This is a genomic window from Polynucleobacter sp. AP-Jannik-300A-C4 (assembly GCF_018688335.1).
Classification (GTDB): domain Bacteria; phylum Pseudomonadota; class Gammaproteobacteria; order Burkholderiales; family Burkholderiaceae; genus Polynucleobacter.
Genome location: NZ_CP061316.1, coordinates 401882 through 418435 on the forward strand (window position 1 = coordinate 401882; position 16554 = coordinate 418435).

Sequence of the window (16554 nt, forward strand, 5' to 3'; positions counted from 1 at the left end):
TGATTTAAATGACAGAGTTTAGAGATAAAGCTCCTTGGTATGGATTGCTAATTTTTATCGTCCTGGTGGTTGTCAGCGCCATAGTTCACACCTACTACTTTAGAGACTTGCCTAAGTGCCGTGATGAGAATATCCAAATCTTGCTTAATAATAAGTTGCGAAATAATGAGCAGCTTCTGAATAATTCACAAACTTTAGCGTTTGGGCAATTCCTGGAAAAATCTCACAATGCAGTTCAGAGAGATTGCAGTGCAGAGCTTTTGACAAATGCTGGGACTTATTTGATTTTGTACAAAGTCATAAATGACTCTGGCGAGCAATCCTTCTTTCAGCGCCTATTTGCTCCAGTCGATTACTCAATATCACTTGAGTCTGTAAACGCGATAAAACAGTAATTGCTGAATTCAGAGTAAAAATTTGCCAACAATGTAAAGCATCAGCCCGGAAATCAATAGATATCCGAAGCCTTTTGCGAGGGCCTTTTCTACGCCCTTTTGAACAATGCGATTCTGAATACCTTCATCTGCCACAATATTTTTGATGTTCCAAAGATCTTTTCTGATGACATTGAGGCTTTCATCGGACTTACGATCTCTTTGCTGAAGATTGGCGCTAATCTCGGCTAAGTGAGTATTGATTGCCTGCAGCTCTTTAATTGCGTCATCTAAATTGCCCATAGATACCCCGAAATAATGTTTAAGCTAATAGCTCGTCAATCTGTAAGTCTTAGAGATATTTAGCTGATAAACATAGATTATTGCAAATCTTGACTAGGTCTTGCCATTTGGTGGAAATCCCAGGGATTTGCTTTATAGTGATGCTAGGTCGACATTGCACATTAAATCGAATGCTTTGCCACTTCAATATGACACGCAGTATGGATATCAAACCGCAAATGATCGTAAATCAAATTGGGCTAATAGCCAAAAAAATTGCCAAAGTTTTGATTTATGCATTTATTGCTTTAGTACTGCTTTATGTTGCCTTTAAGGCTTGGGAATACCAGGCTGAGTCTGAGCAGAAGCAGGCTGATAAAGTGTCGCAAACTCAGCACAGCGAGAAGTTTGCTAACGGCAGTCAATATGTCGCAACCTATTCTCCTTTGCTAGTGGGCGGCTCATCACTAAGCTTCGTTCAGCGCCCTAACAATGAGCCCCTTTTTAAGTATTTGTTAGGGGCTAGTTATCCAAATTTCATTACTGCGCTTGAAGATAGCGCATCCCTGGTTTATGTGGGACCACAAATCCTGGGTACAGGATGTCAAAAATTGGGCTGCGCTGTAGCGCAAGCAGCATTAGTGATTGATCCAAGTAAGGGCCGTATTTATGCTGCCCTGATTGAAGGTGGCAAAGTAAGCTACTTTGGTTTAACTGAGGGACAGGCGGTGCCACCTGCATTTGAGAAATGGGCTAGCACTCAGATCGTGGAGCTTGCAAAGTGAACCAATTCTTCTGCCGTATGAAGCCACTCATCTACCTTGCACTTGCCTGCACATTGATTTCTTTTGTTGGCGGTGTATCTGCAAAAGCGCCTGCAGATACTGGTCATGCCAAAACTTCAGAGTCTAAGGGGGCAACTAAATCTGCCAACGATAAAGATATCGTCCTGGGAAAGAATTCTGAGAGCACGCTGTATTTGCTAGCAGGTTGGGGCAAAGCAGAGGGACCTTATATTTGGTACACAGTCTCTGCGCACTTCAATAAAGATCAGCTTGCTCCCGATGGGAAAACATTTAATTTATTTAGCGCTAGCGGCGCCCTAGATTGTAAGGAAAACAATTCCTTTTATTACCGTACTTCTTACATGTTCTTTGATGCTAAGGCGGGGGCGCTCAATGAAGTATTTTTTGAGAAAAGTAAATCAAATCCATTACGAATTGATTTAGGGAGTATTGAAGCTGATGTTAAAAACATCGTCTGTAAATAATTTCTCGACTTAGAGAAGTTTGAGATGGCTTTCTTCAAAACTACCGCAGCATCGATGCCTAAGGACCCAGAAACCGTTGCCGACCTAAATTTGGATTTAAGGCTGGACCTCATCGCTGCTAACCCAGAATTCGCTGCCGAGCAACTCAAGAGTATCTTGGCGAACTTACAACAAGTTTTGCAGGCAACAAATCGAGAGGCGGCGATCGCTTATCTAGCTCAGGATCCCAGCTTATCCACTTTTCAACGCCACCTACTTTCTGACTTACTAGGTGAGGGTGGGAAAGCTATCCCTGGTAATCGGGATGAGTTAACTGGCTTATTGACTCGATCAAATCTATTGGATTTATTCTCCCAAGAATCCCATGGAGTTGGCACCAAGACGAACTTAGCCATCTGCTTTATTGATCTAGATGGCTTTAAGGTAATCAATGATCAGCACGGGCATGTGATCGGAGATCAAGTATTGCTAGCGATCAGCCAGCGCATACAGGCAGCGATCCGACCGACTGACATGGCTGTTCGCTGGGGTGGGGATGAATTTATTGTTGTATTTGAGGGTGTGAGCACGCCTGATGTGGTGATGCAACTGGCCACCCGACTATTGGGAATTATTGGCGAGCCACTGCAATTAGATTTGGATAATCCGATGAGATTATTTTTGGGTGCCAGTATCGGCGTTGCGATCCGAACCGATGAAAAACTATCGATGAGCGATTTAGTGAACCGGGCTGATCAGGCAATGTATCAAGCTAAAAAGTCTGGGCAAAACGGTATACAGATTTTTTCTTGAGTACTAAGCTTTGCGAAGGTGCACTGCTGGTATGCGTAGAGCCTCACGGTATTTCGCAACAGTTCTTCTGGCAATAACGTAGCCCTGGTCACTCAGCAGTTTAGCGATATTAGTGTCCGAAATCGGTTTGGTTGATGGCTCGTTTTCAACAATTTGCTTGATCAAAGCTTGAACTGCTGTTGAAGAAATTGCCCCGCCTTTTTCTGAGCTGAGCTGACTGCTAAAAAAGTATTTGAATTCATAAATTCCGAGTGGACATGAAAGATACTTTTGAGTCGTCACGCGAGAAATAGTCGACTCATGCATATTGAGGCTTTCAGCAATTTCTCGCAGCACAAGTGGCCTCATACCAACCGCACCCATGGAAAAGAATTTTTGCTGGCGCGCAACGATCTCTTGAGCAACCTTGAGAATTGTTTCCTCGCGCTGTGCAATGTTTTTTACCATCCAACTAGCCTCGAGCATCTTTTGCTTTAAAGCACCGTTGGCTTTCTTTTGACCATTTTCTTTCAGGATTCTGGCGTATTCACTATTGAGTGAAATGCGAGGTTTCGCATTGGGATTGGATTCGACTACCCATTGCCCATTCTTTGCTTTGACGGCGACATCAGGCAAAACCCATTGATCATGTTCACGCTCAAATTGGGCACCAGGATTATGTTGCAAGCTACGAATGCATTCAACTGCTTTGAGAACTTCTGCTTGGGATTTGCCGCAAGCCTGTTTTATTTTGAGCCAGTCTTTAGACCCTACTTTATTCAAATGGGTGTTGACAATCAGTTTGGCAAGTTGCCAGTCATCTGCATTGCCCTGTTGCTCATCTAGAATGCGATCAATTTGTAAAGAAAGGCACTCTGCAAGATTGCGCGCACCAACTCCTGGGGGGTCAAGGAGCTTGAGTTGACTTAGTCCACGCTCTAAAAGTTCGGCAGAGTTCAGGTCTTGATCTTGGAGTAGAGCTCCAATCTCTGTATTGATGGTCTCTATATCGTCTATCAAATAACCCCTCTCATCAAGGCATCCAGCTAAGTACGTCAGAATCGACTGTTCTTGAGGGGGGATATGCAGCAAATGAATTTGCTCTTCTAGGTGTTCAAGCAGGGTTTGTTGATGGGCAACCCTTTCATAGCGCTCTACCCAGTCTTCATCATCTTGGCTTGACTGGCTGGTATTGGACCAATTGTTCTGTGGAGCTTCGATTCGTTCGTTTGATTGACTGAGATTGGACTCAATTTCAGGATTGGGCTCAAATTCTAGGAGCGGATTGTCTTCTGCGGCCTTGGCTAATTCTTGCTCCAGCTCATTATTGGACAACTGAAGTAGTTTGATGGCCTGCTGTAGTTGCGGGGTAAGGCTTACCTGAGTACTCAGGCGGTTATTTAGTGAGATGGCCATATTGCTACCTACCGAAGTCCAGTAGGTGAGGTAATCCGGGCGCGCCCTGGGATTGGGTGGTGCCAATCCTCAATTGCAGTGAATACAGTTCCGAGTGCATAACACCATTCTAACCATAAATTTTGTGTAAATACCTATATAAATTAAAGGCTTAAGCGTTATATCTTGCTTGATTCCAATTGATGGGATAAAAATTGTCTAATCAAAGCAGTCTATTTAGCCGTATTAAAATCACCAGAGAATAAAAGAGACATTTCACATTATGGAAAATCCAGTCATTACCGAGCATCGCATTCGTGGCGAGCGTTTCTATACGATTGAAAAGAGTAGCAAAATTGCGTTTTATACGACCAATATCGCTGCTGCACGCTACTGGGTAAAGCATGTCATTGATGGGGAGTCCATCCCCTTGCCGGCTGAAGAGGGTGGTCTGGAGACTCCTCAATCCTAATTAGGGTTTTAGTATTGACAGAGTTGGCCTTGCCCAACAACTGATCACCAGAACTTGTTCTAAGTTGGGGTGCTTTTACCCCCTAGATATCCGTATAATTGCCAATTTAGATGGTTTTCACCATGGGCAAGCCTTTTTCGATCAATCTCGTTGTATTAGTTCTCTCCAGTTTTTTTGGGGTGAGCTTGGCGTATGCGCAGGCAAACGACGATTTGGTTACGGTGCTTGACGGTAAGCACTACACCATTGCTTACTACAAAAGTTCTATCAAGTTATTGCCGCCTGACTGGAAAAAGGTTTGGATCATTACAAATCGAAAATCGAGTGATGGACAGTCTCGAGTGGCGTCAGTTCGTCGCAATATTCTTTTTAACTGCGCGCGCAATACCTACTCCACTTTAGCAACCGTCAATTATGCAGAGCCTATGGCAGGGGGCAAGCCAATGCTGCAAACCGGTTCTGGTTTCGAGTTAAATGATGAGCCAGTTCCCGAGGAAAGTCCTTTAGCAATTGTGCAGAGTCAAGTTTGTGCGCCTTAATTCAATCTCATGAAATTTAATATATTCCCTCCTGAAGCACTGAAAAGCATTGAACCTAAGTTTCATGTAGAGCCTCGTGCGATTGCGAAAACAATCGAGCGCGAGCTTCACAAAAAGCCGCTTGCCGGTTTATTTACACTTGATGGATCAGCAAGAGAATTGCCTGTATCGTTGTTGGATATTGCGCAAGGCTTATTGGTGATGAAGCCTCTAATCAAGCCTGAAGGTGGCCTGACTGGTTTAGTCGGCGGTCAAAGACTGGTTGTGCTGTGTGGCGACACTGGCAAGATGCAATTTTTAGCGAACAATCTCAAGCTAACTGAAGACGGCAATCTCACATGCCCTTTGCCAGCCGATTTAATTTTGATTCAGCGTAGAAAAGAATTCCGTACCTTAGGTCCCGGTGATGAGGACTTGAGCTTTGTCCTTTGCTTGGGTGCGGGCCAGGAATTACTAACGAAGGTGATTGATATTTCTGATCATGGAATGTTGTTAGATATTCGTTTGGGTGCAACTGAAGTAGAGGTTGGCCGGTATTGGCATTCTGGCTATTTTGAGCGCTTGAAATCACGCTCTACTACGATTGATCTTGTAATCAAGAATGTTCGTCCGGGAGCGGCGATGGATCGCATTCGTGCGGGCTGCGAACTATATGAGCCTAATAGGATGGTTCTAAAAGAGTTTGAAAGTACGCGCAGTGCTATCGAGAATGCTAGAGTTCAAGGTCGCCTTAATCGATGGTATCTAGGGGCATCGTGGCATGAATAATTTCGCTCCATGTGATTATCAAATATCCGAATGAATTGACTATGAGCCTATTTGCCAACTTCACCACCGGAAAACTCATCATGATCATCAGTGCGCTGATGTTCATTGTGTTGCTGTATTTCTTTATCAAAGATTTTTACGGCAAGGTCGTTGAGGACGTCAAGACAAATGGAATTGGTCCTGAACCAATTGAACCGGTAGTGGTCGCAAGCCTTCAAAAAACGCATCAGCTTGAAGAAGTCATTAATCAAAAAATTGCCAACATGAAGTTAGACCTCATGGCGGAGCGTTTACGTATTACATCAACAGCTGAAGTCTTAAAAAACCTTGCTGTTGAGCGACATCTTCCAGAGACTTTGTATCAGATCTATTTTGAGACTCGGGCATTTCCGAAAAAGAGTCTAGAGGCTCAACAAACCGATCTAGAGTGGCATGCGCAGGCTGGCATTACAGATCTCAAAGTGGACCCCTTGCCTTTGGATGATGGCACTGTCATTCATTTCACCTTACATAACTACCCTTATACGCTCACTGCCATTAATCATCGATTCGCTAGAACTTACTACGTGGAGTTGACACTGCGTGATGTGGATGATGTCAGATTGTTTGTGGTGCGCGTGAAGGCAAATGAAGCAACAGGGCGCGATATTTTAGAGACTGCCATCATTGAGATGAAGTCGGGAGATTGGATTGATGACATCGCCAGTTGCCGTTTGTTAATGGATAAGCGTAAGACTGAGGTGCAGTTAATGGCAGAGCATCGTGAAGTGGAGATGCTCAAACAACGTTTTGTTTTAAATCATTCGGGTAATAAATTGAGCGCAAGCAAGACTGACTCTGGTCGTAAGAAAGGCTAGAGACTATCTTGTTTTCACCTCAAATCCCTCGCTCACAGCGCAATCTGTATTTCTGGTTTTTGGCCTTCTCAGGCTTTTTAGTCGTCGTCTCTTTATTGACGCTATTAGGTGCTGCCAGTGAATTATCAAACGCTTCGATTGAGTTAAAAAACCTGAAAGTGGTGGGCCCGAATCTTGAGGACTTTGTTAATACGCAAAATATTGACTTTAGATTAAATGCTAAAAATACCCAACGTAGATTAAAGCCTGCGGACATCCCAAAGCTTGTGGATGATGCGATTATACCCGTGGGTATGGACGAGGCTGTTACGAGGGCCTTCCAATTCTTTGCTGAGTTTGAAAATAAGCGTTTCAAGCCAATTTTGACGGTCACTCTTCCGGTGATTGAATCTGTCGAGCCTGGCTCTCCCGCCGATTTGGCTGGTATTAAAGCTGGGGACCTTGTGTTGAATGTGAATTCAGTCAAAATTGAGTCGGTTATGGGTTTTTATCTTGCCTTAAATGAGAAGCCATCCGCAGAGGTAGCGCTCAAACTTTTAAGGCATAAAAAAGATAATGTTTCGGTGGTGTTGCGTCTGATTGGCAAAGGCCCAATCAATGATAGTAATTGCGGGCTTAAATTTTTAACTCCGCCAGATGCTGTGTATTTAACTGAACAGGAAACCAAGCGCCAGGCCGATCAATATCGTCGCGATATGCTTCCTAGTATTCCAGTAGATTGGCGCCCTGAAGCTGCAAACAATCTCATGCAAACTGCTAAGCGCCTCAATCTCATTGCTAAAAGTGTGATTGACCCCTCTGGTGCCAATCCTGCAAAAATTCAGTCTAAGGATGTATTGGTTTGGCAGCACAAAAAGTTTCTAGAAAATGTGGATACGTATTTTTCTCTCAGAAGAAAAATTGAGAGTAGAAGTAGCTCCCACCTCATGGGTATGGGCGACGCAGTAGTTGGCTTTGTTTCTAGCCTGTTTATTTTTGCGATCGCATTGGGATTATTCTTGTATCAGCGTCGAGTAACTGGTAAAAAATCATGACCAATCTTGAAAATCCAGAATACTGGCTTGGGATGCGCATCAATGGCGAGCGATATGTGCTCCCAGCGAGCTCAGTACAGTCTGTTTTTTTATACCCTGAGGCAGAGCAATCCTTAAAGGATTTAAGAATCAGTGGTGTAGTGGTTCATGAGGGTGCACCGGTTTATCTGCGTAACCATTTTCAGGTGCTGCGGTTTAATCGTCGATCAGAAAATATTGCCGATTGGCAGCAAGTGCTTAAGCCAGGGGCTGCGCCTTGGATCGTCGTATTAAAGGATGGCCTTAATAAGGGCCTTGGTTTTAGGGTGAATAATATCTCCGGCCCCTTTCATGGATCAGTTTTAAGTGATTCATTATTTGTGCATCACAATGGGATCGATCATCTTTTGGTGGAGGCTTCCTAGAGCTGGGTGACTGGTCTCATTCATTAGCTAGAAAAAATATATGAGCAAAAAATATAAAAACCATATCTTTCAGCGAGCGACGATGCCTTGGCGTTGGTTAGCAATTGTCTCGTTTGTGATTGCGCTAGTCACTAGCGTTAGTGCATTTATTACGGCGCGTGATTGGGTATCTGATGGGAAGTATTTACAGTCGATTGATATTGAGCAGATTGAGGTACTCCGTCTTATCCCAGCATTAAAAGTGTTGCAATCTCAAACGAGCAGTACTGTTGGTCTAGAGCCCAGCTTTTTTAATAATCTTAAAAAATCAGACGGCCTCTTTAAATCCATTACAGATGACGTTAAGCTGCCTGTAGATGCTCCAGCAACTGACTCTGGGCCAGCGAAAAGTCCTGCTATGAATTCGGCAAGTCCAGCTCAGAGTGCGGACACTGCTAAGTTGGCTACTCTCTCTGATAATCCTGCGCTGGCCTTTTTCCAAAAGTTAGATGCCAAAATTATGAAGGTGGTCTTCGGTAAGCCAGATAAATACGCTCATCTTGCTGAAGAAAAGCTAGATGCATCCGAAGTTCAACCGGCTGAAGCGAAGTCATCTAAAGTTGCTAGCGTTCAGGATGTGCTGCTGGGAGCAAAGAGGGCAGAACAAGCAATGGGCACGGTTTTAGTGCAAGAAAAAAGTCTGGCTGGATTGGGGATTCTTGCAAAATCAGCAGAAGTCTTATTGTCGCCAAAAGGCGTTTTAGATTTAGATAAGATTTCCAGTGATTCTCCAGCAAAAAAATATGCAGAAAGTCTGAATGCCTTTCTTAGGGCAAATGATGCTTGGCAGAAAAACATCACTGACGCGGCTAGCACCTCCGAGCTTCAAAAAGCTTTAGGTACGGTAATCGATCAAAAAGTATTGCTTGAAATTGAGTTGGGTAAAAAAGTCTCTGGAAAATCACCTCCTAAGTTGAATGAGGTGATGACCAAGGTTCATCAAACTCCTTGGCATACAAAATTGCCTCAAGAAAGTGCTTTAGCAATCAAGCTTTATTCAACGGGCATGACAACGATTCGTGATTTTGCTTCTAGTCATGAAGCATTAAGAGTAGTGGCTCAACAAAACTCTCAAGATTTAGGATTCTTTGACTTTAAAACTGCCGGTGGATTTTTGGGGCTGACTATTGTTTCCGTTGTTGGCATATTGGGTTTTGCTATTGGTGGCTTCATGTTCTCCCGAAACACCAACTTAAATGCCCTTGATTTACAGCGCACATCAAAAGTGGCTTCTGCTGCCGATCAACTCTTAAGCTCAATTGACTTGGGCTTTGCTAATGCACCAAGTATGAAAGCGATGGATCCGCCTAAGAGTGAGCCTCAGCCTGCTGCTCCTCAGCGCGCGCCGCAACCCGCTACAGATGCGACTTCGCCTGAATTGAAAACAGTGGTGAATGTGATTTCTGAGCTGAGTGGCGATTTGAAGCAGAAGATCAGTGATATTGAGCGTCGCTTCAAGTTACTTAGCCAGTTAAGTAATAAGCTACGACATTCTGTTAACACCTTGCAAGATAAGGCTGCGCAAATACGCCCTGCCGACTCTGGTGGCAATGAGCAAGCCTATTCAGGCTCTACTGAGAGAGCAAGCAGAGTTGGGCCTTTAGATCAGCTGCAAGATGCATTCTTCGCCTTGAAACAGCAGGGCGTCAGATTGTACTTAGCTATCTTAGATAACCACTCTAGTAAACAGTTGGCAGTAGAGACTGAGCAACTCAATCTATTGGTTGATCGTGTTGAGGCAACTGTCTCAAAAATGAGAGGTTCTCTTGCTATAGCTTTAGAACAGGCGGCCGCTACTGAGCAATTTGCTCCAGAAATTTCTCTTGAGGCAATTGAGCTTTTGGGCATGGACGCCAAACAAGTGATACGTGATCTCGATAGTTGGGAAGAAGAGTTTGATGGCTTGGGTCAAGAATTCTCAGATTTGAAGCGTCAAGCAAAAACTTAATACGGTTAACTAGAGATAAAGCACACATCCCATGTCTGAAGAAAAACCGCTATTTTTAATTGACGTTGATCGGGCAATTGAGGGCTTAGTATCCTCTGTGCCTGCCAATGGCGGTACTGGTTCAGCTAGGCTTGAGTCTTCTGTAATGTATTGCGTTGATTTAGCCAATGCCCTTGATGGCGCTGGCCTAGATGCATTAAGTGGATTTGCAAGTGAGTTATCTGAGAGCTTTACGGCTAATAGCTCCCAAGCATTTTTATTGATCCCAGATTTAATCGCGCTGGTCAACGCAGAAGCTTCGCATATTCACAGTTCCGGTGAGTCCGGCGCCTTGGTGAGTGTCGAGCAACTAAACCAGGCTAAGACTGCATTCGAGCAGAAGCTGGCTCAACTAAAAGCGGGCGCTCCAGTTTCTAAAGAACCTATCTCACTACTAGTGTCTGTCGCCGAAACTATTGAACCAGTGATTGAGTTAGAAGCTCAGCCTACAGCCCAGCCAATAGCACCCATCCCCGAAGATGAGTATGTAGATGAGTTTCCAAATCAAGAGTTTGCTTCCGATCTTAAAGAGGGTTTGCGCGCTCCTGAAAAAAGTCCTGAGTCTCAAGCTCAAACTCAGAGCCCGCAAGCTCGAGTTGAGTCTGATGCACCTAGTGATCGAGAGATTGAACTAAACCGTACGCTAGATCGCACGATTAGTGAGTTGAAGAATCTCTTTGCACCTAGGCAAGAGTCCCCGCCAGTGCTTGTGCCAGAGCCAAAGCCAAAAGCGTTTTCGATCCCTGAAGGCTTATCTCAGCCGATCGATCGGGCAAGTGCTTTTGAGTATTCGAGTAACTCACGTTTATTGGACAAGCACTATGTTTTGGATCGATCGACGAATTTAAATCGATTACAAAAAGCCCGTAGCTTAGCTGGTAAAGGGAATGGTTGGAGTGGAGTCGAACTCGATTTTGTATTAAGCAAAGAGCAAGATGAATTGATTCGCGTAGGACAACAATCTTTGCGACATATTTTTGACAACTTAACTGATGAGTTGTTGATTGATGAAGTCTATGCAGACGCAGACGTTGCGCAGCAGTTATTAACCATCCTGAGTATTTTGCCGCCATGCCCAAGCATTTTTGCTGTGCAGCAAGAGCTCATGATTTTTATCGATTTGGACCACATTTCTTTATCTCAAGAGCATTTGTTGGCGGTTGGCAGCATGATGGCTGAAATCGGCGGCTCTTTGGAGGTTCATCACGAGGGCGTTCGTCTCTCCTGCCCATCTAGTCTTTTAAGAATGCCGATGGCCTATTTCTCGCGTCATGGAGAGTATTTTGCGGTATCCGCGATCCAGTATTTAGGCGAAGAACAGTTAGATAAGCTTGCTAGTTCAAAAGTAGACTCTTTGGGTGAAATCATCCATCCCGCTAGGAAGATTGCTATTCGGGCAGGTTTGGAAACTTATTGGATCTATGCCCACGAGTTTATGGGGGTTGAGAATATGAATATCCACCAAAACATTCCCGCGGCATTAGAGCGGCCTCATTGGTTGGCTGGTGTAGCTTTGGATGGTGCAAATACTGTCTATTCTTGGGTTGCCTTGGATCGGTACGTCAGATAATGCGCTTGCTCGGCTTTGCTCTATTCGCATACCTAGTTCAATTTCTTGCGGCATTTAGTGTTCAGGCTGCCTTGCCTCCCGATGTGGAGGCGTCCATGAAGCGCTTCATTCAAAAAAGCCCTAGTGTGAATGGTCTGCGTGTTGAGGTGCAACTGGTGGAGCCAAATCAGGTGATTCCGGCCTGCTTAGGGGGTTCTATTGAGATATTGACCCCTCCCGGTGTGCGGCTCTGGGGTAGAAGTACTTTGCAATTGCGCTGTGCCAAGGCCTCTTGGATGGTCAATGTGCCTGTCAATATCCACGCTTATGGGGATTATGTAGTGGCTAGCCGCTACCTTGCTTTTGGGCAAAAAATCGAAAATGGCGATATTCGGGTGATTGAGGGGGATTTAACTACCTTGCCCGATGATGTCTTGAGGACCCCTCGAGCTGCCTACGAAAAGGTATTGAGTCGCTCGCTACAAATGGGGTCACCAATTGGGCTAAACGATTTAAAGGAATCATCCGTAATAAAGGTAGGAGATCCTGTTTTGATCCAATTAGTGGGTAAGGGATTTCAGGTATCGGGAGAAGGAACTGCCCAAACCGCCGGAATGATAGGTGATATGGTGCGTGTGCGCCTGATGGACGGTCAGGTCTTGCAAGGCAAGGTTTTAAGGCCGGGCGTGATCGGGGTTAATGTAGAGTGAGCGTTGCTTCACTTTATGCGGTAAAGTTGTGAAACAAGGCAGTTTTTTAGTGGTAATTAGCAGTAAAATTTCGCTGTAACGCAGTACTTAGGAGAATGAGATGAAGATTAATGAGAATGCACCACTGATTCCACCAAATTCAGGAGTGGCTAAACCCACACCAGGCTCAAACTCGGCTGCTGTAAATAACACTGCTGCTAAAGCCAATGCTGATGTAGTTTCTGGTCCAGCTGTTAATTTAGATATCAGCCTGACTGCAAAGTTGGCTGAAGTTCAAAATGATTCCAAGGCAAGTAAAGCAAGCGACGAAGCTTTGATTGAAAAGTTGCGCGCTAAAGTTGCTGCTGGTGAATTTGAGATTGATTACAAGAAAATCTCTCAAGCGATGCTCAAAGATGTCGTTGCAGCAATTGGTCAAAAGCCCAATCGCGCATAACTGACTTCTAGCTAGTTTTCGTAACACCCCCAAAAAACCATGTCCGTTACAGCCCCATCAATGTCATTTGATGGGCTGCATTCTTTTCTTCAGAAAATTGATACCGCTGTAAGAGATCTGCGCACCGCCTTAGAGGCAAACGATATGGATCGACTGCCCAATGCTCTTGAATTGACTAATGCAGCCTTAGAGTCCATTAATGGCTATCCTGGTGGAGTAGAAAAACTTCGTGGGGATATCAATGAGTTCCCTGAGGGGCAAAAAGAGCGTTTATTAAGCTTACTCAATGAAACCTCTACCAATCATCAAATTAATGGCGATTTAATACGCCTCGCAATGCAGCGTAGTGCGGCAATGCAATCTTTTATTGCTCAACAAGCCCCGGGTGCCACCTATGGCAGCGATGGCGGTGTTCCTGGATCTGTGGGTGGAGTTCTGTCCCGCAAGGTTTAAGCTTTTCTGCTCCCATTTAGCCCCTCTGGGGGAATATCAGGACTACAGATATTTGTATAATTGAAGCTTACCCAAGCTTCAAGTTTGAGTCAGCTTTTCTCTTTTTTAAATTGAAGAATGCACTCATGGCGGGAACGGGCAATTACAAATTCCAGCGATGCCATTCAACATTTACCAACCCGATGCCGGTCAGATTGATCCTAAATATAATTTGGACAGTCGATTTTTGTATAAAAATCTCGAGAAATTTTTCTCTCCGGGACCGGTTTCTGCGATCTTCAATACCAAGTCATCACAATTGCTGCCTGTCAGTGTAGATAGCCTAGAAGCCAAGACGGGTTTCAAATTCAAGGTAGAGGAAGCGCCCAAAAATGGGGTGCATTCCTTCCTGATGGATCCATGCATTTTTGTTGCTGGCTTGGATGTTGGTAAGTTGCAATTTTCAATGCAAGGATTGCGATTCTTAGATAGCGGGTTGCTAGCATGTGACATTCCCAGGGAAGTAGCTCTGATTCAGCGTCGAGAAGATTTTAGGGTTCCGGCCCCACCTGATAGGGCATTTAAGGCCTTAATTTATTTCAGTGTTGGCAAGGAAATGATTGCCGATATTGTGGATATTTCCGATAAGGGTATTCAATTTGATATTCGTCTTGGGGCTACGGAACTAGAGGTCGGAAAAGTTTGGAGTGGCTGCACCTTGGAGAGATTGCAAGCTCGCACTGCTAAGTTCGATCTCATTATTCGGAGCATTAGACCAAGCCTTCTGGAGGAGTCACGAGTCCGAGTGGGTTGTGAGCTTTACGAGCCAACCCGCTTAAATGAAAATGAATTTGTGAGCACCAGGACGGCCATTCAGAGCTCTAGGGTAAACAGGCGCATTAATTACTGGTATCAGGAAGCTTCCTGGTGCTAATGTTGATGCCCCAATGTGGCGCAAGAAGAATTCATCGATAATTACTTATTCAATAAAATTAATGCCTTACTAGGAGTTAGAAATCATGGGTTACGGAGCAATTGAACTAGGTCAATTGAATATGCAAAAAGGCAAGTTTGATGTTGCCTTTGATATTTTGTACGACTGTGCGGTCAATGATCAGAACGATGACGCTGTTTTCTTAATGACCAAAATGGTGTTTGATGGCAATCTCTCGCCGGAGCATATTGAGAAATTCTACGAACTCCAAAATGGTCACACCAGTCTAGGTAATGGTTATGCCCTGTTTAATGTGGGGCTGATGCACGAACGTGGTCTTGGAAAAGTTGCTCAGAACTATAAAATTGCAGTTGATTACTATCAAAAAGCCATCAAAGAGGATGTTAAGGATGCTTACTGTAATTTGGGCAATATCCTGGCGCTGGGCCTGGGAATGGATCAAGGTGTGCCGCGAGATATAAATAATGGAATCAAGTTTTTAGCAAGGGGCGCTGAAGAGGGTAGTCGTCAATGTGCTTATACCTTGGGCTCGCTCTATGGCAAAGGTGAATTTATTCCGCAGGATCTTAAAAAAGCCTTTTACTACCTTTCCTTAGCAGCGCTTCAAGGTCATGATCAAGCAAAGCGGGTGCTGCATATTTTTGTTCATAGCCACAAAGAAGACTACGATGCAGAGATGTCGGCTGCTGAGTTACAGTTCGGTAAGATTGAGAATATGCGGCAGCTATATAAATGCCTATAAGCTAATTTGGCTTTGAAAATAAAACCTCAAATGCCTAGTGCCTTTGAGGTTTTTTCTTTTTTGTGCTCAAACTGAAATCAAGCTTCATGTTCTAAAATAGACTCATCACTTAATCGATTGGTGTTTTATGCAGTTTGATAATTCTCGTTTAGATATCGCCACCTTAAATCTCAGAAAAGGTAGGTATGATGCTGCGTTCGAGATTTTTTATGACTTAGCGACAATCGATTTAGATCAAGAAGCGCAGTTTGCCCTAACCAAGATGTGTTTTGATGGTCATCTTGACCCAGAGCAAATTAATAAACTTTTTACTTGGGTAAATTCCAATAGCAGTTTAGGTAATGGTTATGCCCACTTCAATGTGGGCCTCATGCATGAGCGCGGTATGGGAGAAATCAAGCAAGACTATAAGACTGCCATTGAGTATTACGAGAAGGCTATCAAGGAAGAGGTGCATGATGCCTACTGTAATCTTGGAAATATCTATGCTTTAGGCCTAGGTGAAGAGCAAGGTGTTCCTAGGGATGTTCGCAAGGGTATTGCATATTTAGCCAAGGGCGCTGAAGAGGGGAGCCGTCAGTCTGCCTATACCTTGGGCTGTTTATATGAAAAAGGGGAATATATTCCTCAGGATCATAAAAAGGCTTGCTATTACTTGGTGCTAGCAACTCTTCAAAAACATGATCAAGCCCATCGAGTGCTCATTATGTTTCAGCATGCCAACAAAGGTAATTACGATAAAGAATTTGATGCTGCGGAAGCGCAGTTTGGAAAAATTCAGAACATGCGCACGCTATATAGGTCTCTGTAACTGAGAGCAGTAGTCGTACGGTGCTAGTGATTAGACTTTCAGTTTGGCTCTAATCCGAATCATTCCCTGAGTATGAATTTGGCTAATACGGCCTGGGGTGATGTTCATCACTTGGGCAATTTCTCGATAAGACAAGTCTTCCTGGTAATGCAGTGCAAATACCAGTTTTTCATTTTCAGGTAATCCCTCAAGAATAGTTGCTATGCGATCTGCCAACTGACTCATCGCAACTGCTCTCATCGGGTCTGAATCATCGGCATCAGAAGGTAGTAAATCATCTGATAAATCATCAAGTGGCATCAAGTGCACCATATTGGCCATGATGGCATGGTAGGCCTCAATGGTGATTTCTGCGCTACTGGCAATTTCTTTTTCAGATGGGTGACGCCCTAAGTTTTGCTCCAGCTTGCGGGTGACTTTTTCAAGCCCTACGAGCTCATCGCGCTGATTACGCGGAAGAATGTCATTTTTACGGCAAGAATCATAGATAGCACCTCGAATACGAGTTCTTGCATAAGCTTCAAAAGCTAAGTTAGCCTGAGGCTCGTAGCGGGTTAGGGCATCGAGGAGACCAGTTAGACCTTCTTGGATAAGATCATCTACTTCCACATTAGGCGGCAGTCTTGAGCAAATTTGATGAGCAATCCGCTTGACTAGCGGTAAGTGCTCTTCAATGGCTTGATTGATATCAATTGACTGGGAATAAGTGGATGGCTTCAATCACAAC

At 44.2% G+C, this 16554-nt stretch carries 21 protein-coding genes; 18 read left to right on the top strand and 3 right to left on the bottom strand.

Translation table 11 applies throughout. From position 1 onward, the window contains the following. Positions 1–8: 8 nt before the first annotated feature. Complete coding sequence (locus FD975_RS02140) at positions 9–395, top strand: hypothetical protein (protein ID WP_215302713.1); 387 nt, start codon at positions 9–11, stop codon at positions 393–395. Positions 396–404: 9 nt separating this feature from the next. On the opposite strand, the gene FD975_RS02145 is transcribed toward FD975_RS02140, so the two are convergent. Then, the gene (locus tag FD975_RS02145) at positions 405–677 is read right to left on the bottom strand and encodes a hypothetical protein (RefSeq protein ID WP_215302714.1); all 273 of its coding nucleotides are present in this window, start codon (positions 675–677) and stop codon (positions 405–407) included. Between the two features lie 188 nt (positions 678–865). Between FD975_RS02145 and FD975_RS02150 the strand changes: the two genes are divergently transcribed. The 3 genes from FD975_RS02150 to FD975_RS02160 are packed head-to-tail and all read left to right on the top strand — an operon-like array spanning position 866 to position 2718. Beyond that, positions 866–1441 (top strand): hypothetical protein, encoded by a 576-nt coding sequence (locus FD975_RS02150; RefSeq protein WP_215302716.1) that lies wholly within the window; start codon positions 866–868, stop codon positions 1439–1441. Further along, complete coding sequence (locus tag FD975_RS02155) at positions 1438–1926, top strand: hypothetical protein (protein WP_215302718.1); 489 nt, start codon at positions 1438–1440, stop codon at positions 1924–1926. Before FD975_RS02150 ends, FD975_RS02155 begins: the two co-directional genes overlap by 4 nt. 24 nt (positions 1927–1950) lie before the next feature. After that, the gene (locus tag FD975_RS02160; RefSeq protein ID WP_215302719.1) at positions 1951–2718 is read left to right on the top strand and encodes a GGDEF domain-containing protein; all 768 of its coding nucleotides are present in this window, start codon (positions 1951–1953) and stop codon (positions 2716–2718) included. A 3-nt stretch (positions 2719–2721) separates the two neighbouring features. On the opposite strand, the gene rpoN is transcribed toward FD975_RS02160, so the two are convergent. Beyond that, a complete protein-coding gene (gene rpoN, locus FD975_RS02165; RefSeq protein WP_215302721.1) occupies positions 2722–4113 on the bottom strand; it encodes an RNA polymerase factor sigma-54 in 1392 nt (463 codons plus the stop codon). 262 nt (positions 4114–4375) lie between these two features. Here rpoN and FD975_RS02170 point away from each other — a divergent pair, with 262 nt between their 5' ends. The 14 genes from FD975_RS02170 (at position 4376) to FD975_RS02235 (ending at position 15827) form a co-directional block, all read left to right on the top strand. Then, a complete protein-coding gene (locus FD975_RS02170; protein WP_215302723.1) occupies positions 4376–4564 on the top strand; it encodes a hypothetical protein in 189 nt (62 codons plus the stop codon). A 110-nt stretch (positions 4565–4674) separates the two neighbouring features. Next, the gene (locus FD975_RS02175; protein ID WP_215302725.1) at positions 4675–5103 is read left to right on the top strand and encodes a surface-adhesin E family protein; all 429 of its coding nucleotides are present in this window, start codon (positions 4675–4677) and stop codon (positions 5101–5103) included. Positions 5104–5112: 9 nt separating this feature from the next. Then, complete coding sequence (locus FD975_RS02180; RefSeq protein WP_215302727.1) at positions 5113–5871, top strand: hypothetical protein; 759 nt, start codon at positions 5113–5115, stop codon at positions 5869–5871. A gap of 41 nt (positions 5872–5912) precedes the next feature. Further along, positions 5913–6728 (top strand): hypothetical protein, encoded by an 816-nt coding sequence (locus tag FD975_RS02185; protein WP_215302729.1) that lies wholly within the window; start codon positions 5913–5915, stop codon positions 6726–6728. A gap of 8 nt (positions 6729–6736) precedes the next feature. Beyond that, positions 6737–7762 carry a PDZ domain-containing protein gene (locus FD975_RS02190; protein ID WP_215302731.1) on the top strand — a complete coding sequence of 342 codons (1026 nt, stop codon included), beginning with the start codon at positions 6737–6739 and terminating at the stop codon, positions 7760–7762. Further along, positions 7759–8166 (top strand): hypothetical protein, encoded by a 408-nt coding sequence (locus FD975_RS02195; protein WP_215302733.1) that lies wholly within the window; start codon positions 7759–7761, stop codon positions 8164–8166. The genes FD975_RS02190 and FD975_RS02195 overlap by 4 nt, the downstream gene beginning before the upstream one ends. 40 nt (positions 8167–8206) lie before the next feature. Beyond that, on the top strand, positions 8207–10153 hold the full coding sequence (locus FD975_RS02200) for a hypothetical protein (protein WP_215302735.1): 1947 nt from the start codon (positions 8207–8209) through the stop codon (positions 10151–10153). Positions 10154–10184: 31 nt separating this feature from the next. After that, entirely contained in the window at positions 10185–11762 is a 1578-nt protein-coding gene (locus FD975_RS02205) for a hypothetical protein (RefSeq protein ID WP_215302737.1), read from the top strand. Then, the gene (gene flgA, locus FD975_RS02210) at positions 11762–12451 is read left to right on the top strand and encodes a flagellar basal body P-ring formation chaperone FlgA (protein ID WP_215302738.1); all 690 of its coding nucleotides are present in this window, start codon (positions 11762–11764) and stop codon (positions 12449–12451) included. Before FD975_RS02205 ends, flgA begins: the two co-directional genes overlap by 1 nt. Positions 12452–12551: 100 nt before the next feature. Further along, positions 12552–12887 carry a flagellar biosynthesis anti-sigma factor FlgM gene (gene flgM / locus FD975_RS02215; protein WP_215302740.1) on the top strand — a complete coding sequence of 112 codons (336 nt, stop codon included), beginning with the start codon at positions 12552–12554 and terminating at the stop codon, positions 12885–12887. A gap of 39 nt (positions 12888–12926) precedes the next feature. Then, a complete protein-coding gene (locus FD975_RS02220) occupies positions 12927–13340 on the top strand; it encodes a hypothetical protein (RefSeq protein WP_215302741.1) in 414 nt (137 codons plus the stop codon). A 157-nt stretch (positions 13341–13497) separates the two neighbouring features. Then, positions 13498–14253: a hypothetical protein gene (locus FD975_RS02225; protein ID WP_215302743.1), complete on the top strand. Its 756-nt coding sequence runs from the start codon at positions 13498–13500 to the stop codon at positions 14251–14253. A 121-nt stretch (positions 14254–14374) separates the two neighbouring features. Further along, complete coding sequence (locus FD975_RS02230; protein ID WP_215302745.1) at positions 14375–15016, top strand: tetratricopeptide repeat protein; 642 nt, start codon at positions 14375–14377, stop codon at positions 15014–15016. A 127-nt stretch (positions 15017–15143) separates the two neighbouring features. After that, the gene (locus FD975_RS02235; RefSeq protein ID WP_215302747.1) at positions 15144–15827 is read left to right on the top strand and encodes a tetratricopeptide repeat protein; all 684 of its coding nucleotides are present in this window, start codon (positions 15144–15146) and stop codon (positions 15825–15827) included. A 30-nt stretch (positions 15828–15857) separates the two neighbouring features. Here FD975_RS02235 and FD975_RS02240 read toward each other — a convergent pair whose 3' ends face one another. Further along, positions 15858–16547, bottom strand: a complete 690-nt coding sequence (locus tag FD975_RS02240) for a FliA/WhiG family RNA polymerase sigma factor (protein ID WP_215302749.1) — start codon at positions 16545–16547, stop codon at positions 15858–15860. Positions 16548–16554: the final 7 nt, after the last annotated feature.